Here is a 23,220-nt window from a genome sequence, read left to right on the forward strand (position 1 = left end):
TTAGATACTCTTACTTGGTTTTTTCTCTATGATAGCGCCATAATCATTAATAAACTGAACAACTATTGAATCACCATTATTTATTTTTTTCTTAAGAATGTAGTCATTTTTAAATGGGTATATTAAGCTAGCGCCATCAATAACCTTGTCATTGATAAGAATATTTTTGATTGATAAATGATATGGTGTTTGGTTATCAATCATAACTCCATCTGATTTTTCAACTAAATTAACCTTCTCAAAATCAAAAGGTTCAATATCTTTCGACCTTAAAAATAATTTAAATTGTGAGTTTATAATTATCTGTAGCTCATTTTCAATACTATTATTTTTCGGTGGTATTGATTTAATATTAAGCAAATAGATTTTTTCTTCATTTGAATTTATAGGTTCACCTATGTATGAAATTCTCGCTGAGCCATTTGTATCTGGTTCAATTCGGAATAATGGTGGCGTAGCAATAAATGGTGCTTTACCCTCACCATTAAATGGAGAAACCCAACTTTGGATTAAAAATGGTTTTTCTTTATCACTATTAAAAATCGGGATATCAATTTCACGTTTGTTTTCTTCATAGACAAAACGTGTTCCACCTACACTAATACCTGACGCTTGAGAGATGTTAGAAATAGAAAATAAACATATACAGATTGAAAAAAATATTTTTTTCATAAAACAGCCATGATATTGATGTGAGAAAGAGGGCAACCATTGTGCCCTCCAAATAATTAATGATATTGAATGCTATATACTGCACTACTATTAGCAGGACCTGCAGTTGCTGCGCCTGTAGCTTTATAACGAGCTACGTAATCTAAGTCTACAGTTGCACCATCGAATTCAATTTGTTTTGAGTCATCAAATAATTTGATTTGTGTTGTTGCGTCTTTTTCAAATAAAGCAATACCGACATTATTTGCAACACCTGCACCTTGGTTGATGGCAAGAATATCGCGGTCTGCAGTATCACGTGTACCACCAAAGCGTACAGTTACTTTCGAGTTTGCTGGACAATCAACAAGCTTAATCGTGAAGTCTTTCAATCCTGCAACTTCACCCTGTGCAGCTAAACTTTTAGCTGATACCTTTCCAAGATCAACATTTAAATTTTTTGAATTACTATCAACTGTACAAGCAATGTCAGTTATTTCCCCGGTAAAATTAATTGTACCTGAAGCAAAAACAGTTGGCGCAGATGTTACAGCTAAAGCAACCCCTATTACTGCTAGGGATTTTTTTAGAATACTCATAATAGTTCCTATAATAAAATTTTTAATTATTAATTACTATTATATGAATAAATAAATTACTCATATTAGATGTTCTAAAGGAATATACCATTTACCTTTAGTTAAGTTAACTAATGGATACATTGAATTTTTTAAAATGACATCTAAAATATTTATGTTTAATTTTGGTTATTCATTAATTGACTCATTAATTTAGCTTTTTCATTATCAATTAGGTGGTATCTTAAAATTTCATTAGCCATTGAATTTTTATTCAGATACATATAAAAATTATAGAATGATTTTTTATTTGCTGTTTTCAGCTCTTTTAATGAATTATTATTCAATTCCTTCTGGACTAAATTTTTTGGTAACCATAAATACCCAATCGAATTCTCTGTTAATTGAATTGCTAAATCCACATTAGGAACATGAATGGTTTGGATGCTTTTTATACTATCCATATCTGTAGTTCCCAAAGCAATCAATGTTGTTTTTTCCATTGATTTCAATACATTATCAGCCTGACAATGTTGAAGCTTATGATTTGGATTGGATACAAACACCGCCTCAACTTGCTCAAGAAATATAGGGTTTAGCGACTCAACATAATGGTGAGTAATTAATAAATCATAATTTTTAACTTCAAAAACATCTGTTTTTTTTAATAAAACACGTTTCAAATCAATATCATAATCCTTTCTAGAGCGACTTAACCCCCCAATTTTCTTCAGTATTTCATCACTTTGATATAGTGAATCAATAACAATATTAATTTTATTATTTCCTTCATAATTTAATGATTTAGCAACCTCTTCTAATGAAATTGCTTTATTTGTTACCTCTCTCGATAGCGCTAATAGCTGCTCTCCTTGTTTAGTTAATACTGCACGACGTTTTTCTAAAGAAAATATTTCAATTTCCAATGTTTGCTCTAATTTACTAATGGTGTAGCTAATTGATGATTGTGTCCTATGCAAAATTTCAGCTGCTTGAGCAAAACCACCGTAGTCAACCACTGCCTGTAGAGTTATCCATTGATCTAACGTTGTTCGAGTTTTTTCCATAGAGTCTCCAAGTATTAATCTGGGAGTCATTTTTATTATATAATTAAAATATAGCAATATATTTTATATATCGTTAATAAGTGATTATACATAATGCTTAGTATTTACTCATATGTTTAAAATTATTTATTCTCTTTTTTTTAGTATGTAAGGAATAATTTTTAATATAAAGATTGATTTTATATTTTAAATATAGCCTTACACTTATCATATAATTAACATAAATAACCAATAAATAACCAATAAATAATTTCAATTTTAAATTAAAAAAATAATAATTTCATAAAGATGAAAAAAATAATTTTAGAAGAAAAAACCAATACTCAATCATAATTATTGTAAAGCATACAAATAATAACCATAACTGGCTAGTCATTTAATGATAATTTTATAATGTTATCTACTACATGGTTGGCTTTACATTAGATAAATAAAAAGGAATATCACAATACAAACATTGAAATAAAGCTGCTTCAGTATATATACTAAGATCTAATTTCATGATTAATGTTACACTGGCTAATTACTGCCAGTGATAATATCATCAGCATAATAATTACTTAAAACGATACGGTTTGATATTTATTAGTTCTAGTTTATCTGATGTTAGGCAAGTAATAATATGAACCCTCGTTCATTCTATAAATACACACTTTTAAATAAAAAAAGCCATTACTTGAAAAGTAATGGCTTAAACACTATTCTGTAAAACTAAACACTAACGGTAGAGATCTTTACGCTGATAAGGTTCTATCTCCCCCTCTTTACGCGTTTTTAATAGCTTTAATATCCATGTGTATTGTTCTAAATTCGGAGAAACCAAATATTCCAGTTCCTCATTCATTCTTCGTGCGATGTACTTATCATCCTTACCATCGATATCATCCATTGGTTCACGGATATAAATATGCAATTGGTGCGTTTTATGGTCATAAACGGGAAATAGCGGTACAACTTTCGCTTTGCAAACTTTCATTAGCCTACCAATAGCAGGTAATGTCGCCTTATATGTACCAAAAAAATCAACAAATTCACTATGCTCTTCACCATGATCTTGGTCAGGAAGATAAAAGCCCCAATAACCTTGCCTAACAGAAGCGATAAAAGGCTTAATCCCCGCCTCTCTTGAGTGCAAACGCCCCCCAAAATGGTATCTCGCTTTATTCCATAAGTAATCGGCAACAGGGTTCTTTTGGTGATGAAACATTGCAGCCATTTGTTGGCCTTTTGCTGCTAATAACATGGCTGGCGCATCAACAGCCCAGCCATGAGGAACCATAAAAATAACATTACTTTGCTGCTGTTTTAAGCGCTCTATAATTTCTTGATTATGCCAATGTGTCCTCGCTAGCGTTTTACTCGCACCACGAAGACATAACTCTGCCAACATGACAAAAGACTGTGGTGCGGTTTCAAACATGCGATCAACTAACTCTTCTCGTTGATGTTCGGTCAATTCCGGAAAACAATAAAGTAAGTTAATTTTGGCACGACGACGGCCACTTTTAGCAAGCCGCCCAACCCATTTTCCTATTTTAGCAAGTAAAGGGTCACGGATCTTAACAGGAATGAAAGCCAATCCCGCTAAAACACCAGCCCCTAGCCACACCCCCCAATATTTAGGTAATAGGTAAGAACGGTGAAAAGTTGGCACATAGCCTTTTTTACTATCAGTGTCTTGATCTTTATTCATGCTGTACTCAAGTGAATAATAGCCATCTTTCTATAGCTTATAATAATAGTTTACGGGAGCATTACAAAGAAAACTGGCAGATACAAGTACCTGCCAGTGATAAAAATAGAAACTTAAATTACTGTAGCTTGAGTTGTGGTTTCGTTTCTTTCACAAGCGCTAAATATTCTTTACGCTCTTTTCCTGTTAAACCACCAGAACTCGGTAATTTTGCGGTGAGTGGATTTACCGCTTGTTGATTTACCCACATTTCAAAATGTAGATGAGGACCAGTCGAACGCCCTGTATTGCCTGATAACGCAATACGATCACCGCGCTTAACTTTCTGGCCTGGCTTAACTAATAATTGACGTAAGTGCATATAACGAGTTGTATATTGGCGGCCATGACGGATTGCAATAAAGTTACCTGCAGCGCCGCTGTATTTTGAAACAATCACTTCGCCATCGCCAACAGCAAGTACTGGTGTGCCAACAGGCATTGCGAAATCCACACCTTTATGCGGTGCTACGCGCCCAGTAACTGGGTTAACTCGCCGAGGGTTGAATTGTGAAGAGACTCTAAACTGCTTAGCAGTTGGAAAACGTAAAAAACCACGTTCTAAACCATTCCCTTCACTGTCATAATAACGCCCATCTTCAGCACGAAAAGCATAATAGCTTTTTCCATTCGTTTGTAGGCGAACACCAATAAGTTGGCTCTGTTCACTACGACCATTAAGCATTTCCCTGCTCATTAATACACTGAACTTATCGCCTTTTTTCAATTTTTTGAAATCAACCTGCCATTGTAAGGCTTTAATTACCTCGCGGCCTTCATTACGCGTTAAGCCCGCTTTATTTGTACTTTGCGCAAATGTGCCGTCAACCGTACCGTTTAAAACACTGTTAGTCCATTCACCTTCGCGAATCTGCTTAGCTTCTTCAAATTTGTTTGTCGTCCCAACACGGGTAAATACACGGGTCTCACGGCGAGAAACTTCCCATGTTAATGACTCTAACTCACCCTGATCAGTTAACGACCAATTTAATGACTGGCCTATCTTCAGATTTCTCAGTGATTTATGTTGGTTAGATAGTGTTGCAACGTCACCAGCTTCAATACCGAATTGAGTTAAAATAGTCGTTAAGTTATCACCACTTGCAACAACATATTCATGGACGAGAGGCGCAGCCACTCCTCCCGTCTCTACGGCTTCTGCTTCAGTATCAGCGAGGCCTTCATCTGGTAGCTGTTCACTACTGTCTTGAATTATATCGTCGGTAGCATCACTTGCAGGTAATAATGAAAGCGGAATGATGGTATCCGGTGTACCATCATATTCAGCTGTTGTTGGTACATGAACTGGCCGCCAAATTGCGACGGCCATAGTCGCTACAGTGAGCGTACTTAATACAATTTTGTGTGTTCTAGACAGGCTACCGTATACCTGAGCCAGACTTTTGGCCATTTGCTGCACTTAAACAATTCCTTCTATTTTTAATCCAGGCAGCTGGCGTATTGCTCTGATAATTGAGTCAAAAACTGCATGTAGCTATCCGGCCCTATTGCCAGCCCAATTCCTAGTGGGTCGAGAGTTCCCATTTTCACCCCCGTATTACGTGCTACACTTTCAATCACAGCAGGCCTGAATTGAGGCTCAGCAAAAACACATTGCGCTTTATGCTCAACCAATTGTGTTCGTATTTGATGTAATTTCTGCGCGCCAGGTTGTATTTCTGGGTTTATCGTAAAGTGCCCCAATGGAGCTAATTGATAGTGTTTTTCAAAGTAGCCATAAGCGTCGTGAAAAACAAAATAACCCTTGTTTTTAGCTGGCTGCAAAATACTAGCAATTTTCTGATCATTTTGCGTCATATTTTCTTTGAATTTACGAAGGTTTACGTCTAGCTTATCTTTTTGTTCAGGATAAAGCTCTACTAAACGCTCATAAATGTCTTGCGCAGCAAAATTTGCAATTTCTGGAGACAACCAGATGTGCATATTATACTCACCGTGGTGATGATGTTCGTGATCCTTGTCATGATTAGCTTCATCTCCATGTTCATGGTCGTGTTCATCTTCATGGGACTCTGCCATAAGAAGTGGCTTAATATTTTTCTGTTCAGCCAGTGCTAGGCGTTTATTCTGTGGTAATGTATTGATTGGCTTCTGTAAAAACATCTCCATATCAGGACCAACCCATACGAATAAATCAGCCTGTTTAATTTTTTTCAAATCAGAAGGTTTAAGTGCATAATCATGGGGCGAAGCACCGTCTGGTAATAAAACTTGTGTCTCAGTGACACCATCTGCAATTCCCGCGGCAATAAAGGCCAGTGGGCGTATTGAGGCCACAACATCAGCATTCGCAGCTGATACCATTGTTGCACTTAATACGGAGCTCGCCACTGCTCCAAAAAGAAATTTGCAGGCAATGTTTTTCGATTTATGTATCATAGCAGTCTTTTTCCGTGATTTTGATTTTGAAATGTTATAATATAACACAACATGAATTCTGCAAGATGTTTTTCACATGCAACCATTACTGACTTTAAATAAGATTTCTGTTTCATTTGGCGAAAAACAGGTTCTCAATGATGTTACCTTTGAACTGAATAAAGGTGATATCGTAACCCTTTTAGGCCCGAATGGAGCTGGAAAATCAACAATTGTACGTGTTGTACTCGGGCTACTTGCCCCTACATCAGGTACTATTACGCGTCCTTCTTCTCTCGCTATTGGCTATGTTCCACAAAAACTTCATTTGGATACGACGCTACCCCTTACTGTTAAACGTTTTATGTTATTAAAACTTGGTGTTCGTAAAGAGCATTTGTTACCTGCACTCGAAAGAGTCAAAGCAACGCATTTACTTGAACAACCGATGCAAAAGTTATCAGGCGGTGAAACACAACGTGTTTTACTGGCTCGTGCCCTACTCAATAAACCGGATCTCCTCGTACTTGATGAGCCAGCTCAAGGTGTTGATATCACAGGTCAAGTTGCACTATATGACTTAATCAACCAATTAAGAACTGAGCTTAACTGCGCTGTATTAATGGTTTCCCATGACTTGCATCTCGTGATGGCAAAAACAGATAAAGTACTTTGCATTAACGGCCATATTTGCTGTTCTGGTGCGCCCGATGTTGTTTCAAACCACCCAGAATTTGTCGCTATGTTTGGTTATCGCGGTGCACAACAACTTGGTGTATACCGCCATCAACATAATCATCAACATGATTTAGAAGGCAATATTATTGTTGGTCACCAGCACAGCAAGGACTGCAAACATGATTGAGTTACTATTACCTGGCTGGATAGCAGGCATGCTACTTGCCATTGCGGCAGGTCCTCTAGGCTCTTTTGTTGTATGGCGCCGAATGTCCTATTTTGGCGATACGCTAGCTCATGCTTCATTGTTAGGGGTCGCATTTGGGCTTCTATTAAATATCAACCCATTCTATGCCGTTATTGCTGTCACTTTACTATTAGCCTTAATTTTGGTTTGGCTAGAAAAACGCCCACAACTTGCTGTTGATACTTTACTGGGTATTATGGCACACAGTTCACTGTCTTTAGGTTTAGTCGTTGTTAGCTTAATGGCTAATGTCCGCGTTGACCTAATGGCTTACTTATTTGGTGACTTACTCTCAGTAAGCTATGAAGATATTATAACGATTTTTATTGGCGTTATTGTCGTTTGTGGGTTGCTTTTTTATCGTTGGCGGGCACTTTTGTCCATAACGGTTAGCCCTGAGCTTGCTTTTGTTGATGGGATTAATATTCAAAGACTGCGTTTATTACTGATGTTAGTTACCGCACTAACAATTGGTATCGCTATGAAATTTGTTGGGGCGTTAATTATTACGTCTTTATTGATTATACCTGCAGCAACGGCTCGGCGTTTTGCTCGAACACCTGAGCAAATGGCTTTCATCGCTGTCTTAATTGGTATGATTGCTGTAACCGGGGGGCTAACTTTCTCTGCTTTCTACGATACTCCTGCTGGGCCGTCAGTTGTGTTGGTGTCGGCTATACTATTTGTACTTAGCTTAGCAATAAAAGCGAAAAATTAATTTAAGCTTTAAGCTACATAATTTCAGTCATTACATACTATTTTTAATGCAAATGGCCCCAACATTGAAAACAATGTTGGGGCCATATTTATTCATTTAATATAATTAAATTTCTTTAGGCGTTAAGCCAAAGTGGTTATACGCATGAACCGTCGCCATTCGACCTCTAGGGGTACGCTGAATAAAACCTTGCTGGATAAGATAAGGCTCTAAAACATCCTCTATGGTTTCACGCTCCTCCCCAATGGCTGCTGCGAGGTTATCAACACCAACAGGACCACCCATAAATTTATCAATGATAGCAACTAGAAGCTTTCTATCTAAATAATCAAAACCTGCAGCATCGACATTTAACATGTCCAAAGCTTGGTTAGCAATTAGCCCATCAATCGAACCATCACCTTTCACTTGAGCAAAATCCCGCACACGACGTAACAAACGGTTAGTGATACGTGGAGTTCCCCTTGAACGCATCGCAACTTGTAGCGCACCTTCTTCGGTGATATCTAACCCCATATATTGGGCACTACGCTTGACAATATGTTGTAAATCATCAACTTGATAAAATTCTAGCCGTTGCACAATACCAAAGCGATCACGTAATGGTGATGTGAGCGACCCTGCCCGAGTCGTTGCACCAATTAATGTGAAAGGCGGGAGATCAATTTTAATCGAGCGCGCTGCAGGCCCTTCACCTATCATGATATCGAGTTGGTAATCTTCCATTGCGGGATAAAGTATTTCCTCAACAACTGGGGATAATCGATGGATTTCATCAATAAATAGGACATCATGGGGCTCTAAATTAGTTAGCATGGCAGCTAAATCGCCTGCTTTTTCTAATACGGGCCCTGAAGTTGTACGCAGATTAACACCGAGTTCATTTGCAACAATCCCTGCTAAAGTTGTTTTTCCTAACCCTGGAGGGCCAAAGATGAGCAGATGGTCAAGCGCATCGCCTCGCATTTTCGCTGCTTGAATAAATATTTCCATTTGGTCTTTAACCTGAGGCTGACCAATATACTCATTCAATAGCTTTGGCCTGATCGCACGGTCAATAGCTTCTTCATCTGACTGTAATACTTCAGCAGTTATTAGGCGATCAGCTTCAATCATATTAAAATTCTCTCAATCAAAGTGCGGCACGAAGGGCATCACGGATCAATGTTTCAGAATCGCTATCCGGTTTTGCAACTTTACTCACCATTCGACTTGCTTCTTGTGGTTTATACCCTAAAGCAATCAATGCGGCGGCAGCTTCTGCTTCGATATCCGCCATATTGGGAACTTTACTGTTTACATTTGGCAGATTAATGTCGCTATTTGGATTAAATAAATCCCCATTGAGGCCTTTGAAGCGGTCTTTCATTTCGACCACTAAACGTTCTGCGGTTTTCTTACCAATTCCAGGTAATTTAACCAGTGATGCAATAGCTTCTTGTTCGATAGCGGAAACAAATTGTTGAGCAGACATACCGGATAAAATCGCGAGGGCTAATTTGGGGCCAACACCATTTACTTTGATCAGCTCTTTAAATAATGCCCTTTCTTGCTTATCGTTAAAACCATAGAGTAACTGGGCATCTTCACGAACAACAAAGTGAGTAAAAACAATAGCTTCCTGACCAATATCGGGCAGTTCATAGAAACAAGTCATTGGCATATGGACTTCATAACCGACACCTTGTAGTTCTAATAATACGATTGGAGGTTGCTTTTCTAAAACAATACCACGTAAACGACCTATCACATTGAAGCCCTCTATTACTAACTAAACCTTGAGCAGGTTGGTTTATTATCATTAATACTGTTGTTTATACCACAAAAAATGCTGGATGCATATCCAGCCACACGCTATTTATTAATAAGCAATTCTGTTTAAGATAAACTCGCTATCTTAAACGTCCACGAGTTAAAACTAACCGTGGGTCGCCAACTTTTAAAAGATTTTGATTGAAATGGCAATGTGTAATCGCAATTGCCAAAGCATCTGCTGCGTCAGACTGTGGGCTCGCTGACAATTTTAGAATTGATTTAACCATATGCTGTACTTGGCTTTTTTCTGCGGCTCCCGTACCTACAACTGTTTGTTTGACCTGACGAGCTGCATATTCAAATACGGGTATATTCATGTTTGCAGCAGCAACAATGGCCACGCCTCTCGCTTGCCCAAGTTTTAATGCGGAGTCCGCATTCTTCGCCATAAAAACTTGTTCAATGGATAGTACATCCGGTTGATATTGTGTGATAATTTCCGAGACACCCGCGTAAATTCGTTGCAGACGACTTGGTAAATCATCAACTTGTGTACGAATACACCCACTACCTAAATACAGTAGTTGCCGGCCTTGCTGGCGAATAACACCGTATCCCGTAACACGAGAACCGGGGTCAATACCTAAAATAATCGCCATATAAATTTACTTATACCTCTTTATATTAATCATGTTGTTCTAATAAGCTTCATAATACTATCCATCTCATAATACTATCAATTTCAACTAAATAGCTATTTGAATAGCTGATAAAAACTAAAAGCGAGTTAGCTCGTTGATATAGAAGAAAGTATAGCGGATAAGGGAAAGGAAAGAGTAGAAGGCGTTAGAGAAAACAGACTGCGCCAGCCCGCTTTCTCTACGCGGATTATGCTAAATGACTATGCCGCCATTTAGTGCCTCACAAATTACAGTGTGGCAGCGACTTCGTCAGAAATATCACCATTGTGGTAAACTTCCTGTACATCGTCTGAATCTTCTAACATATCAATAAGACGTAACAATTTAGGCGCCGTTTCAGCATCCAGCTCTGCTTTGGTCGACGGGATCATTGATACTTCTGCAGCTTCACTGGTAAAACCCGCAGCATCTAATGCGTCTTTCACTTCACCAAAAGTTTCTGGCGTTGTGTAAACATCGATTGCACCATCATCATAAGTTTCAACATCATCAGCACCCGCTTCTAATGCCGCTTCCATTATGGCATCTTCATCAACGCCCGGTGCATAAGTGATCACGCCGCGTTTAGTAAATAAGTAAGAAACGGAGCCGTCTGTACCCAAGTTACCACCTGTTTTAGTGAATGCATGGCGCACTTCTGAAACAGTACGGTTACGGTTATCACTTAAGCATTCAACCATAACTGCTGTCCCGCCCGGGCCATAACCTTCATAAATGATGGTTTCCATATTATCGTTATCATCATTACCAACACCACGTGCGATAGCACGGTTTAAGGTGTCACGAGTCATGTTGTTCGATAATGCTTTATCCACCGCTGCACGTAAACGTGGGTTTGTTGCGGGATCACCACCACCTAAGCGGGCTGCTGTGACTAATTCACGGATAATTTTAGTGAAAATTTTACCGCGCTTAGCATCTTGTGCCGCTTTACGGTGTTTGGTGTTGGCCCATTTACTATGACCTGCCATGAAATATCTCCAAAAAACGTCAATAAATAATTAAACAGCAAATTCTAAAATAGCCTGACTATTGCTCCAGGATTTCGTTAAGCTCGCCGCTTCATCAGGGGCTAGCCAACGATATTCGCTGTGTTCCGTCAGTAATGGCATTTTTTCTTCACTTTGCACCATTTTAAACCAATGTTCTTTGCAATGCGTAACATCAGGTGCATAACGATGCCTGAAATGTGGGAAAATTTCAAAGATGATACTGTGCGACAAATCTTGCAGCTGGTTTTGTTCAACCTCAAAACCCGTTTCTTCTTTAATTTCACGACACGCCGTTTCATACGGCGTTTCATCAGGCTCCAAACTTCCGGTCACTGATTGCCAGAAGTCTGGGTCGTCTTTACGTCGTAACATAAGCACCCGTCCACTACTTTGAGCCACAATAATGACTAATATCGATTCCGGGCGCTTATATTTTTTCATTGAACTTACTCTTCGTCTTTCGCAACCACGGCGATAGCGAGCTCCGTCAATGCATCAGGATTCGCATGGCTTGGAGCATTCGTCATTAAACATGCTGCCGCTGTTGTTTTCGGGAAAGCAATAACATCACGAATATTATCGGTTCCTGTTAACAGCATCACTAAACGGTCAAGACCAAAGGCTAATCCTGCGTGTGGTGGCGTGCCATATTTCAATGCATCTAATAAGAAGCCAAATTTTTCGCGTTGGTCTTCTTCATTAATGCCTAAAATACTAAATACCGTTTGTTGCATTTCATTGCGGTGAATACGTACTGAACCACCGCCAACTTCGTAACCATTGATGACCATATCATACGCATTAGCAACGGCTTCTTCGGGTTTACTGGCCAATTCTTCAGGTGAGAAATCTTTAGGAGAAGTAAATGGATGGTGCATCGCAGTTAACCCGCCCTCACCATTATCTTCAAACATTGGGAAATCAATCACCCACAGTGGCTGCCAGCTATTTAAATCGGTTAATTCAAAGTCACGACCGACTTTCAAACGTAGCGCGCCCATTGAATCGGTTACGACATTTTTTGCACCCGCACCGAATAACAAGATATCGCCATCAACTGCGCCTGTGCGGTCTAGTAACTGGTTAATCACATCTTCATTCAAGAATTTTGCGACTGGGCTTTGAATACCTTCAAGGCCTTGAGCTCGTTCGTTAACTTTCATCCAAGCCAAGCCTTTCGCACCATAAATACCGACAAATTGACCATATTCGTCGATTTGCTTACGCGTCATAGCAGCGCCACCTGGGACTTTCAGAGCCGCAACACGGCCTTTCGGGTCGTTTGCTGGACCTGAGAACACCGCAAATTCAACACCTTTTACGATATCCGCGACGTCCACTAACTCCATTGGGTTACGTAGGTCTGGTTTATCTGAGCCATAACGACGCATAGCTTCTGCAAAGGTCATGATTGGGAAGTTACCTAAATCAACCCCTTTTACCTCTAACCATAAATTACGGATCATACGTTCCATAATTTCACGCACTTGCTCTGCGGTCATAAACGAGGTTTCAACATCGATTTGGGTAAATTCAGGTTGACGATCTGCTCGTAAGTCTTCATCACGGAAGCATTTTACGATTTGGTAATAACGGTCAATACCAGACATCATCAGCAATTGTTTAAACAACTGAGGTGATTGCGGTAATGCATAAAATTTACCTTTATGAACACGGCTTGGTACTAAATAGTCACGAGCACCTTCTGGTGTTGCTTTGGTTAACATTGGTGTCTCAACGTCCAAGAACCCTTCGTTATCCATAAAATTACGAACAAAGCTGGTGATTTTGGCGCGCGTGCGCAGACGCTCAGACATCTCTGGGCGGCGTAAATCTAAATAACGATATTTTAAACGACGCTCTTCTGTATTCGTTTGGTTGCTATCTAATGGCAACGGCTCTGACTTATTAAAAACATTCAGTTCTTCAGCAAATACTTCAATCTCGCCCGTTGCCATGTCTTTATTTTTTTGGCTATCTGGACGTGCGCGTACTGTCCCTGTGATTTGGATACAGAACTCATTACGCAGCTCTGACGCTTTTTCAAATATGTCTTTACGATCGGGATCGAAGAAAACTTGCACGATACCTTCACGGTCACGCATATCGATAAAAATCAAACCACCTAGATCGCGACGGCGGTTTACCCATCCACTAAGAGTGACCTTTTGGCCTTCGTGAGCGATGTTTAACTGCCCACAATAATTAGTACGCATACAATATCCTTTTACTCAGCTTGTTGTGCATTTGCTTGCTGCGGAAATTTGGCATTTTGCTGAACATTGAGCTGAAAATTCAGAATGTCAAAAAGGCAGACATTATACAGGAAATTCTGTTAGACAAATAGTTACGTATTCTACATAACACGTAAACCATTTTGTTTTTAATCATATTTTCATCAATTATTGTTGTGGCTAATCAACAATAACAAGATTGAATGGCGAGATAGACGCCTATCATGATGATCCTATCGATTTTAAGGGACTATCCGCACCATGTACATATTGCAGCAGAGGTTTATTTTGTTAGTTCGATGTCTTTTTGCGCAAAGTAACATCACTTAATGTTTTCCAATTCAACTATTGATTAATAAATACTTCTTTAATCATTAATCTTTCTATTTCAGAATCGTTACCTTTTTCAGTTTGCTATAATCACAACAGACAGATATAACGCTGAATTAATCACCATCTGCAGTTTAAGGATTGCCCATGAAAAAATTGTTACTTGCCACTTCCATGTTCGTACTACTCGCTGGATGCCAAAACATGAAACCCGCAGAGACTGATAATACAAAAACTTTTTACATCGATTCTTCACTTGCTGATTGTATGGGAGTTGCCCCAATGAAGTGCATGAAAGTGAAAGAAAATCCAAGTGATGACTGGCAACTTTTTTATAGTTCAATTCAAGGCTTCGAATACCAACCAGGCTTCTCTTATACCTTGCAAGTGAAGCAATTTGATGTGCCAAACCCACCCGCTGATGCGCCAAGTATCCGTTATGAATTGGTAAAAATCGTTGAGAAAAAATAATTTTTAAACAATATAATTTAAGTCATTAAGTAATTTTATCATTTTACTTAATGACTCACTTACAGCAATAATTCTCTTATCATCGTTAAATAACAGAGTGGCCATATTATGAGTGCTAAAATCATTGATAAGCTTGGGTTAATCACCTTATCAGATCACAAAATTGCGATGGTACGTTCCCATAATAAAAGTTTGTTTTACATCCCCGGCGGAAAACGCGAACAAGGCGAGACTGATGAACAAGCGCTCTGCCGTGAGATTAGCGAAGAATTAAAACTTGAGCTAGATGCCGCTTCTATCCGGTTTTATGGTGAGTTTATTGGCCCTGCTGATGGAAAAACAGATGGAACGCAAGTCCGTATTCGTTGCTACTTTGCAGACTATCAAGGCGAGCCACACCCTGCTGCTGAGATTGCTGAGCTAGATTGGTTCAGCATTGACGATTTACCGCGCTGCTCAACCACGGCGGTGACTATTTTAACTCGCTTAAAGAAAGAAGGTTTGATCAACTAGAGCATGAGGACTACCCAAAAAAAGTTGTGATTTCATTTGTCTAACGGCTTTTTAGGATTTACAATTCACAAAATATTGTTAATACCCATTACTATAACTTATATTTTTAGGTGTTTTCATAGTTTGATTCGTTTTATGGTGGAGTAAAAAATGGTCAGCTCTTTGTATGCTGTACTGGGTGCCTTACTGCTGCTTAGATTATCCTTAAATGTTGTGAAGCTGCGTAATCAATACCGTATAGCTTATGGTGATGGCGGTTTTTATGAGTTACAAACCGCAATCCGCGTTCATGGTAATGCCATCGAATACATTCCCATCTCATTAATTTTATTGCTTTTAATGGAAATGAATGGCGCACAAGTGTGGATGATTCATATTTGTGGCCTGATCTTAATTGCCGGTCGAATACTGCACTCTTATGGTTTGAAAAATCACGATTACTCATATCGCCGTTCAGGCATGGTAGCAACTTACCTTGCAATGGCACTGATGGTTATCGCCAATACTTATTACCTACCTTGGCTGCAAATCGTTTCATTTAATCTTTAGTTTTTACTCTCTGTAACGGCACAAGTTATTAATGTGCCGCTCATTATTTCATTGCTTATGGATTGATTTTCAGTAGACAGCCTTTCTGATACAATCCTTTACTACTTTTGTTTTTGCTTAATACAGAACTTATGTCAAACTCAGATCCAACCTCAAAAGATCGCCTTTTCTCTGCGCCTATCGCTAACCTTGGTGACTGGCAATTCGATGAAAAAGTGGCTGAAGTATTCCCTGATATGATTCAACGCTCCGTGCCAGGGTACTCTAATATTATTACGATGATTGGCATGCTTGCGGGTCGTTTTGTCAAACCCCACAGCCATGTTTACGATTTAGGCTGCTCTTTAGGTGCAGCAACCTTATCAATAAGGCGTAATATTACAGTAGAAAAAAGCAAAATTATTGCTGTTGATAACTCTCCGGCTATGGTTGAACGTTGCCGCCGCCATATTGATGCCTATCGAGCGGATACACCGGTTGACGTTATAGAAGGTGATATTCGTGATGTAAATATCGAAAATGCTTCCATGGTTGTGCTCAATTTTACTTTACAGTTTCTCAACCCAGAAGATCGCCAATTATTACTCAGTAAAATATATCAAGGGCTACAACCCGGCGGTATTTTAGTCCTTTCCGAGAAGTTTAACTTCGAAGACAAAGAAATCGGTGAGTTATTATTCAATATGCACCACGATTTCAAGCGGGCAAATGGCTATAGCGAATTAGAAATCAGCCAAAAACGTAGCATGCTAGAAAATGTGATGCTCACAGATTCTGTTGATGCACATAAAGCGCGTTTAAAAAATGCCGGTTTTACTCACTGTGAAGTTTGGTTCCAGTGCTTTAATTTTGGTTCACTGTTAGCCATCAAAGAGGTCTAGGCATGATTGATTTTGGTCGTTTTTACCAACAAATTGCCGTTGGCCCGCTAAGTCATTGGCTTGTAACGCTTCCAGCACAACTTTCAGAATGGAAAAAACAAGGGTTACACGGTGGTTTTTCTTCATGGGAAAAAATGCTAGATAACCTGCCAATCATGGTTCCTACTGATTTGGATTTACAGCATAGCGTGACAGCGACACGTGAACCCGAGCTCACTGCAGGCGAGACTCGCCGCCTAAATAATATTCTTCAACAATTAATGCCATGGCGCAAAGGCCCATTTTCTCTCTATGGTGTCAATATTGATACGGAATGGCGCTCCGATTGGAAATGGGATCGCGTATTACCCCATATTTCATCACTAAAAGACCGTTATGTCTTAGATGTCGGTTGCGGCAGCGGTTATCATATGTGGCGTATGTTAGGACAAGATGCCAAATTTGTCGTTGGGATTGACCCAACGGAATTATTTCTATGCCAATTTGAAGCAGTAAGAAAGCTATTAGGCGATGATCAACGCGCTCACTTGTTGCCTTTAGGTATTGAACAACTGCCTGAGTTGAAAGCATTTGATACTGTGTTCTCAATGGGTGTACTTTACCACCGCCGTTCACCACTCGACCATTTGTGGCAACTTAAGAATCAATTAGTCAGCGAAGGAGAGTTGGTTTTAGAGAGCCTGGTTATTGAGGGGGATGAGTTTCAGTGTTTAATCCCCGGTGAGCGCTATGCCCAAATGCGTAATGTCTATTTTATACCTTCCGCTAAAATGCTCAAAGTTTGGCTAGAGAAATGTGGTTTTGTCGATGTCCGAATTGTTGACCAAGAAGTAACCTCTTTGGAAGAGCAACGCCGCACACAATGGATGAAAACAGATTCACTGGCTGAATTTTTAGACCCCAATGATAAAACTAAAACTATCGAAGGTTACCCCGCACCACTACGTGCAATTTTAGTTGCCCGTAAGCCATAAAGATAAAATGCCTATGGCAATCAAGTCATAGGCATTTATTGTCATAGTGGTTAAGAAGCGATTACATTGTTATTTGCCATAGATTATAGAAGGCAATTCGGCCAGATAACTCTGCTAAAATAACCGCTAGCGCACATAGGCTTAATAGTACGGATGAATTTCTTCCGCGATATAACAGCGCCGGGTAAACAAATAACATCACCGCTAAGACGACTAACTGGAAGCTCCAAAAACCAGCTTGCTCGGCACTAATCTCTGGCCCTGTCTCGCCTAAAAATGACACATAAGCCGCGCGAGTAGCAAAAATAATAATTGAACCAATCAAAAATACCATCGCCCCTAACCGCTGAGCGCCAAATAGGATAGCTAACGCGCCACCAGCGACTAATAGTGTCATCCACATTTGTAATGTCGTGAAAACAGTAAACCAATTGGCTACTGTGGCAATATTATAAACTTGAGGAATTGACCATACGAATGCCAAACCAAAAATAACCGTGGCAATATTACACAGTTCACTTAGCGCTTTATTTTTAATCAATAAGGTGAATAATAAAGTTGCGGCCCCAAAAGCGACAAAAATACCACTGAGTAAAGCTTCATTACTCATTGGTGAGCGGCCTACGCCTAAAAGCATATTAAAGAAGCATAGAGGCTGCCCAACGTGTAATCCTCCAATGACTAGCGCAATGATCATGATGACAAATGCCGCTATATTGGCATGACGTAATTGGTTTTCGCCCAACATCCCCAGTTTTCGGCTCGCATACGCCAATAAATATAAACCTGCTGCCGACTGCCCCAATACGGTGAAAAAAACGAGTGGAAGTTCGTGCATGTTATACCTCTGCTGGGTTTTGTAATTTCCCGCTTTTGTCACCACAAGGTTTAGCATCTTTATGCGGCTTAATGACAATATTAGGATTAGTAAGAGATGGGTTTGGCATGGGGGCTACCCCACTAATATTGCCATGTCGCTCGCGAAGGATGTTGATATCATCAAAGTCCAATGCGCGTTGTGGGCAAGATTCAACACAAACAGGCTTCATCCCTTTTTCGACGCGTTCATAGCATCCATCGCATTTACTCATCAATTTTTTCTTTTCATCATACTGTGGTGCGCCGTATGGGCAACGTAACTCGCAGTAGCGACATCCAACACAAATTGTTTGGTCGACCACCACTAGTCCGTCTTGCTCACGTTTGTGCATAGCGCCAGTTGGACATCCTGCAACACAGGTTGGGTTAGAACAATGATTACAGGATATTGATAGATAGTAGCTATAAACATTCTGTTGCCATATCCCCTCTTGTTGCTGCCATGTTCCACCACCAAACTCGTATACCCGACGAAATTTAGGCCCTAAATCAAGGTCTTTTTCATCCTTACAACTCACCTGACACGTTTTACACCCAGTGCATTTTGTTGAGTCAAAATAAAAACCATACTGTTTCATTCATCGCTCCTTATGCACGTTTCACGTCAACTAAGTTAGTATGTTGTGGATTCCCTTTAACAAGGGCGGAAGGTTGTTGTGTCGTTAGTGTATTGATACAACCGCCAATATCGACCCCCTCCTCATTGACTTCTCGCCAAGCACCTTGCGGGACTGCAATCACACCGGGTAATACGCGCTCCGTCACTTTTGCTTTAATATGCATACGTCCACGGTCATTGAAAATTTCAGTAATATCACCATCCTGAATACCACGAGCTGATGCATCAATTGGGTTAATCCAATACTGGTGAGGAACGGCTTCGCGTAACATCGCAATATTAAAATATGAAGAATGCGCATGGCCTTTATCGTGATAGCCTGTCATTTGCAGCGGATATTTTTGTTTAGCTTGCTTGTTTTCAACGCCTTCAGCATTTACACAATATTCAGGTACAGCAGGTATTCGCTGGTCAGTTGGGTATTCCCACTCTTTCGCTATCTTAGCGAGCCTTTCTGAATAAATTTCAATTTTACCCGATGGTGTAGGTAATGGCGCGGTTTCAGGTGAGTCTCTGAATGGTTTTAATGCAATATAATCTGCACTGTTTGCCAATTTTCTATCCACGATCCCCATATCATTCGTTTCTTCGAACGTTGGCAAGTGTGGATTTTTTTCTCGCATCAGGTTATAGCAATGTTCTATCCACTGCTCATGAGTACGACCTTCAGTAAATTGGTCTTTAATACCCAGTTTTTCAGCAATATCAGTTAAAACATCATAAGATTGGCGACACTCCCATAATGGGGTAATCGCATTTTGTAGGCGAATAGCGTAGTGATAAGCACCGCTGGCATACGAGTTATTAATTAAATCATTTGATTCAACGCTGGTCACATCGGGTAAAATTAAATCCGCATATTTAGTCGATGGCGTCATATGCGTATCCCACACCAAAATAAATTCGCATAAAGACTCATCTGTTAGAATTTTGTGGGTTTTGTTTAAGTCAGAATGTTGATTACCCGTGACATTACTCGCATAGTGCCATAAAAATTTCACATTCGTTTCAAGACGCTCTTTACCAAGCAGTGTTGAATTTGTCGCCGTCATTTCGGTTCCGCGCGCAATCGCATCTGTCCACATAAAACACGGGATCTTGGTTTTAACTGGATTTGGGATAGCAAAACCTGGCACCGAATACGCCACGTTTCCTCCCCATCCTCCGGCATTCGTTCCTGGACGCCCAATATGCCCCGTGACAATCGGTAACATCATCACAGCCCGTGCTGCTTGTTCACCCGATGCCGTTCTTTGCAATCCCCAGCCTTGAGAAATCCACGCGGCTTTCGCATTACCTAACTCACGAGCCAGTTGAATAATACGAACCGGTGAGACGCCTGTAATTTGGCTAGCCCACTGCGGTGTTTTTTCAATACCATCATCACCGAGCCCTAAAATATAATCCTTATATGAGCCATTTTGGGGTGCAGACTCAGGAAGTGTCTGGCTATCCCAACCCACACAATATTTCGCTAGAAAGTCTTCATCCGTTAATTGTTCTTTAATCAATGTATGGATAATCGCAGCCACAAGTGCACCATCTGTCCCCGGATAAATTGGGATCCATTCAGCGCCTAGCGTTGTCACGCTATCGGTACGGCGCGGGTCAATAATAATGACTTTAGCTTGGCTTTTTTCTAATGCTTTTAGGGTTTCGTAGAATTGGCCGCCACCGGACATCCGTGTTTCCGCAATATTATGACCAAACATCACAACTAAATCGCTATTGGCTATTTCAGACAACAGTGAATCATCCAACTTGCCATAAACATACGGAATAACGCCGTTTATTTGTGCAGTTGAGTAGGTTCCATGTTGATCAAGAAACCCACCGAGTTGGCTTAGTAACCGCTTACAGGCATTACGCCCTTGTAAATTAGCACCAGTAGATCCTGAACCATACTGATAGTAAATCGCTTCATTGCCATATGTATCAATGGTTGAGCGCAATTTTTGCGCCACAATCGTCGTTGCTTCATCCCAACTGATCCGTTTAAATTTTCCTTCTCCCCGTTTACCTGTACGCAATAACGGGTATTTCAAGCGGTCTGGGTTATAGGTTTTCCAGCGAACAGAACGCCCTCTCAAGCAAGGACGTATTTGATGTAAACCAAATTGCATGTCGTCATACATGGTTTCATTCGATATACGAGTAATGACGTCATCTTTTACATGTACTTTGAGTGGGCAGCGACTGCCACAATTGACTAAGCATGCGCTGTATTTGATTTTTTCGCTGACTTCATCGGGTTGGATTGTGATGGTTGGTGTTGCTTGAGCGGAAAAAGGGAGAGAGATGGAGCTGATAATAGACGTTGTCGTAGCGACAGAGGCAGAGGCTTGAATAAACTGTCGCCGGCTCAGCGCTTTTTCCCTGATTTTATTGATCATTACATTGCTACCTTATTAATTATTATAAATTGAATTACTTAGTATTCTTATAGTAATTAGATAGTAGCCTTATAAAAATAAGGGTTAATTGACATGCATCAACACAAGCAATAATTAATCCATTAATGATAAATAAATCATATTTTTAGTCTTCTTATTGACTATTTTAATGACATTAAACTAGTTGATGACTAAAAAACAATAAGGAAAACCAACGAATTGATTTTCCTTAAAGAATAACAAGCTATGTAAAATTTCTATATCAAAGCTGTGTATTGAGTCCGGCAGCAATTAAACAGAAACTTTTTCTGTAATAGAAATAAAGTCCTTCATCGCTTCGACCGTAGGACCATCCACACAATAATGAGTAAATTCATCTGATTCACTATTAGAGGCCATTGTCACGCCCACTTTGCGGTAACTCATGGTTGATGGTACCGTTTTCCCCGCGGAACTGTGCACCTCAGATAAGCCGATTTCCATAAATTTACTTAAATTGGCCAAACGTACGCCCGCACCTGCCATTATTTGTGGGCCATTAATTTGCTGGCTTTTTTCATGTAACTCTTTCAATAGCGGTAAACCTAGCTCCGCGCTTTGTTGCTGCCCAGAGGTTAAAATGCGAGCTACGCCGAGTTCCTTTAATTGTTCTAAAGCTAACAATGGGTTAATACACATATCAAATGCACGGTGGAAGGTAATATTCATCCCCTGTGCTATTTCCATCAACGTGTGCATCCTGTTGATATCAATGCGCCCTTCGCTATCCAATATACCAATAACAGCGCCTGAAAAACCCATTTCCTTAATCATAATTAAATCTTCACGGATCACGTCAAATTCACTGATGTTATAGCAAAAATCACCACCACGAGGACGAATAATAGGATGAACTGGAATATGCAATTTTTCTTTTGCCAGTTTCAGGTAGCCATAACTGGGTGTTAAGCCACCATCAGCGGCGCCAGAGCAAAGCTCGATACGATCTGCACCATACTCTTGAGCCACTTGGGCGCATTCAATTCCAAAACAACAGATTTCCAGTTTTGCCATCACAACCTCCGAAATAGAGCAATAAAACACCTGCTTTATGTGCCCCAAAAATAATGAAAAGATTTAATGTTAAACGTTAACAATTCGGCTAATAATGCCATTTATTAAAAAATGTTATCGGATGGATATCACACCGCCAAAAGTTAATGAGAATTATTGATCAATAACGTTAATTACATCACTTATTTTTCACTTTCAATTATCTTTTTTAGCGGAAATGGATGGTATTTAACGGTTACTTCACCATTTGACACTGCTAATGTTGGATTTGGCAACCTTTCTTGCTGCCCTTTAGGCTGGCTCATCTTCATTCGGTACCCTTGGGGCAAAGGGTCAGGTAGCAACTGGAATGCCGAAGTTTCTAGCTCACTTGGCTCAACATCAATTACCATTTCAATATGTTCCCAGCTTTCTTTCGGGTAAATTTTGTCTTTTGGGAAAGGTAATTCAATCATAAATACATCTTGGCCTACGATGTTTAATGGCTCGCTTAGCTCATATAAACGAATCGGCCGACCATTAATTACATTGTCAGATAAAAGTTGCGCACATTGCAGTAACCCTTGGTGCCAACGTTCTGCAGTTGCAAGATGATGACAACGCACTGAAATGTGGTCTATCGGAAAGGATGACAATGATAGGTTTATCTCCTGCGCCATCTGTTGTAATTTACTAATAAATACAGGTAGGTCATCCCATAAATCTTGTAATTGCGAAATTTTGCTAAACTGTGGCACTTAAAGCCCCCCTTTACAAAAACTTATCTGCTAAACAATGGCGCAGACTGTAGCATGAGAGCCCCAAAATGTGGTATAAAACCTGCCGA

Annotated in this window: 24 protein-coding genes; 7 read left to right on the forward strand and 17 right to left on the reverse strand. The window is 39.8% G+C overall.

What is annotated here, in order from left to right; all coding sequences use genetic code 11:
* From PR725_RS07735 to znuA, 6 genes are all read right to left on the reverse strand, one after another.
* A complete protein-coding gene (locus PR725_RS07735) occupies nucleotides 1–672 on the reverse strand; it encodes a fimbrial biogenesis chaperone (protein ID WP_109913286.1) in 672 nt (223 codons plus the stop codon).
* 56 nt (nucleotides 673–728) lie between these two features.
* Nucleotides 729–1,250, reverse strand: coding sequence for a fimbrial protein (locus PR725_RS07740; RefSeq protein ID WP_110731910.1), 522 nt, complete (start codon nucleotides 1,248–1,250; stop codon nucleotides 729–731).
* Nucleotides 1,251–1,408: 158 nt separating this feature from the next.
* A complete protein-coding gene (locus tag PR725_RS07745; RefSeq protein ID WP_123382001.1) occupies nucleotides 1,409–2,296 on the reverse strand; it encodes a LysR family transcriptional regulator in 888 nt (295 codons plus the stop codon).
* Between the two features lie 718 nt (nucleotides 2,297–3,014).
* Nucleotides 3,015–3,989, reverse strand: a complete 975-nt coding sequence (gene lpxM, locus PR725_RS07750; RefSeq protein WP_004910694.1) for a lauroyl-Kdo(2)-lipid IV(A) myristoyltransferase — start codon at nucleotides 3,987–3,989, stop codon at nucleotides 3,015–3,017.
* A 118-nt stretch (nucleotides 3,990–4,107) separates the two neighbouring features.
* Nucleotides 4,108–5,448, reverse strand: coding sequence for a murein DD-endopeptidase MepM (gene mepM, locus PR725_RS07755; RefSeq protein WP_004910692.1), 1,341 nt, complete (start codon nucleotides 5,446–5,448; stop codon nucleotides 4,108–4,110).
* Nucleotides 5,449–5,468: 20 nt separating this feature from the next.
* The gene (gene znuA, locus PR725_RS07760) at nucleotides 5,469–6,428 is read right to left on the reverse strand and encodes a zinc ABC transporter substrate-binding protein ZnuA (protein ID WP_004910690.1); all 960 of its coding nucleotides are present in this window, start codon (nucleotides 6,426–6,428) and stop codon (nucleotides 5,469–5,471) included.
* A gap of 76 nt (nucleotides 6,429–6,504) precedes the next feature.
* Between znuA and znuC the strand changes: the two genes are divergently transcribed.
* Entirely contained in the window at nucleotides 6,505–7,272 is a 768-nt protein-coding gene (znuC, locus tag PR725_RS07765) for a zinc ABC transporter ATP-binding protein ZnuC (protein WP_004910688.1), read from the forward strand.
* Nucleotides 7,265–8,050 (forward strand): zinc ABC transporter permease subunit ZnuB, encoded by a 786-nt coding sequence (znuB, locus tag PR725_RS07770; protein WP_109911322.1) that lies wholly within the window; start codon nucleotides 7,265–7,267, stop codon nucleotides 8,048–8,050. Before znuC ends, znuB begins: the two co-directional genes overlap by 8 nt.
* 105 nt (nucleotides 8,051–8,155) lie before the next feature.
* Here znuB and ruvB read toward each other — a convergent pair whose 3' ends face one another.
* The 6 genes from ruvB to aspS all read right to left on the reverse strand — a co-directional run bounded on the left by ruvB (nucleotide 8,156) and on the right by aspS (nucleotide 13,714).
* Nucleotides 8,156–9,166 (reverse strand): Holliday junction branch migration DNA helicase RuvB, encoded by a 1,011-nt coding sequence (ruvB, locus tag PR725_RS07775; protein ID WP_004255021.1) that lies wholly within the window; start codon nucleotides 9,164–9,166, stop codon nucleotides 8,156–8,158.
* A 16-nt stretch (nucleotides 9,167–9,182) separates the two neighbouring features.
* Nucleotides 9,183–9,800, reverse strand: a complete 618-nt coding sequence (gene ruvA, locus PR725_RS07780) for a Holliday junction branch migration protein RuvA (protein WP_004910685.1) — start codon at nucleotides 9,798–9,800, stop codon at nucleotides 9,183–9,185.
* A gap of 142 nt (nucleotides 9,801–9,942) precedes the next feature.
* Nucleotides 9,943–10,464, reverse strand: coding sequence for a crossover junction endodeoxyribonuclease RuvC (gene ruvC / locus PR725_RS07785; protein WP_004910683.1), 522 nt, complete (start codon nucleotides 10,462–10,464; stop codon nucleotides 9,943–9,945).
* Between the two features lie 269 nt (nucleotides 10,465–10,733).
* Nucleotides 10,734–11,477 (reverse strand): YebC/PmpR family DNA-binding transcriptional regulator, encoded by a 744-nt coding sequence (locus PR725_RS07790; RefSeq protein ID WP_004255032.1) that lies wholly within the window; start codon nucleotides 11,475–11,477, stop codon nucleotides 10,734–10,736.
* Nucleotides 11,478–11,507: 30 nt separating this feature from the next.
* On the reverse strand, nucleotides 11,508–11,939 hold the full coding sequence (nudB, locus tag PR725_RS07795) for a dihydroneopterin triphosphate diphosphatase (protein WP_004910680.1): 432 nt from the start codon (nucleotides 11,937–11,939) through the stop codon (nucleotides 11,508–11,510).
* Between the two features lie 5 nt (nucleotides 11,940–11,944).
* Nucleotides 11,945–13,714 carry an aspartate--tRNA ligase gene (aspS, locus tag PR725_RS07800; protein ID WP_123382002.1) on the reverse strand — a complete coding sequence of 590 codons (1,770 nt, stop codon included), beginning with the start codon at nucleotides 13,712–13,714 and terminating at the stop codon, nucleotides 11,945–11,947.
* A gap of 495 nt (nucleotides 13,715–14,209) precedes the next feature.
* On the opposite strand from aspS, the gene PR725_RS07805 reads away from it, so the two are divergent.
* The 5 genes from PR725_RS07805 (at nucleotide 14,210) to cmoB (ending at nucleotide 17,450) form a co-directional block, all read left to right on the forward strand.
* Nucleotides 14,210–14,533: a DUF4377 domain-containing protein gene (locus PR725_RS07805; protein WP_109911319.1), complete on the forward strand. Its 324-nt coding sequence runs from the start codon at nucleotides 14,210–14,212 to the stop codon at nucleotides 14,531–14,533.
* A gap of 108 nt (nucleotides 14,534–14,641) precedes the next feature.
* Nucleotides 14,642–15,046 (forward strand): NUDIX hydrolase, encoded by a 405-nt coding sequence (locus PR725_RS07810; RefSeq protein ID WP_004910675.1) that lies wholly within the window; start codon nucleotides 14,642–14,644, stop codon nucleotides 15,044–15,046.
* Between the two features lie 150 nt (nucleotides 15,047–15,196).
* Nucleotides 15,197–15,595: an MAPEG family protein gene (locus PR725_RS07815; protein WP_004255048.1), complete on the forward strand. Its 399-nt coding sequence runs from the start codon at nucleotides 15,197–15,199 to the stop codon at nucleotides 15,593–15,595.
* Between the two features lie 131 nt (nucleotides 15,596–15,726).
* On the forward strand, nucleotides 15,727–16,476 hold the full coding sequence (cmoA, locus tag PR725_RS07820; protein ID WP_004910674.1) for a carboxy-S-adenosyl-L-methionine synthase CmoA: 750 nt from the start codon (nucleotides 15,727–15,729) through the stop codon (nucleotides 16,474–16,476).
* A 2-nt stretch (nucleotides 16,477–16,478) separates the two neighbouring features.
* Nucleotides 16,479–17,450, forward strand: coding sequence for a tRNA 5-methoxyuridine(34)/uridine 5-oxyacetic acid(34) synthase CmoB (cmoB, locus tag PR725_RS07825; RefSeq protein ID WP_004910673.1), 972 nt, complete (start codon nucleotides 16,479–16,481; stop codon nucleotides 17,448–17,450).
* 61 nt (nucleotides 17,451–17,511) lie between these two features.
* Here the strand turns inward: cmoB and PR725_RS07830 are convergent, their stop codons facing one another.
* From PR725_RS07830 to PR725_RS07850, 5 genes are all read right to left on the reverse strand, one after another.
* The gene (locus tag PR725_RS07830) at nucleotides 17,512–18,288 is read right to left on the reverse strand and encodes a dimethyl sulfoxide reductase anchor subunit family protein (protein WP_272568412.1); all 777 of its coding nucleotides are present in this window, start codon (nucleotides 18,286–18,288) and stop codon (nucleotides 17,512–17,514) included.
* Nucleotide 18,289: 1 nt separating this feature from the next.
* Nucleotides 18,290–18,907, reverse strand: a complete 618-nt coding sequence (locus PR725_RS07835; protein WP_004910671.1) for a DMSO/selenate family reductase complex B subunit — start codon at nucleotides 18,905–18,907, stop codon at nucleotides 18,290–18,292.
* A 10-nt stretch (nucleotides 18,908–18,917) separates the two neighbouring features.
* Nucleotides 18,918–21,341 (reverse strand): DMSO/selenate family reductase complex A subunit, encoded by a 2,424-nt coding sequence (locus tag PR725_RS07840; RefSeq protein WP_196723375.1) that lies wholly within the window; start codon nucleotides 21,339–21,341, stop codon nucleotides 18,918–18,920.
* A gap of 291 nt (nucleotides 21,342–21,632) precedes the next feature.
* Nucleotides 21,633–22,394 (reverse strand): copper homeostasis protein CutC, encoded by a 762-nt coding sequence (cutC, locus tag PR725_RS07845; protein WP_109911317.1) that lies wholly within the window; start codon nucleotides 22,392–22,394, stop codon nucleotides 21,633–21,635.
* A gap of 182 nt (nucleotides 22,395–22,576) precedes the next feature.
* The gene (locus PR725_RS07850; protein ID WP_004910664.1) at nucleotides 22,577–23,131 is read right to left on the reverse strand and encodes a VOC family protein; all 555 of its coding nucleotides are present in this window, start codon (nucleotides 23,129–23,131) and stop codon (nucleotides 22,577–22,579) included.
* Between the last annotated feature and the right edge of the window lie 89 nt (nucleotides 23,132–23,220).

This window comes from Providencia sp. PROV255, assembly GCF_028478065.1.
GTDB lineage: Bacteria > Pseudomonadota > Gammaproteobacteria > Enterobacterales > Enterobacteriaceae > Providencia > Providencia rettgeri.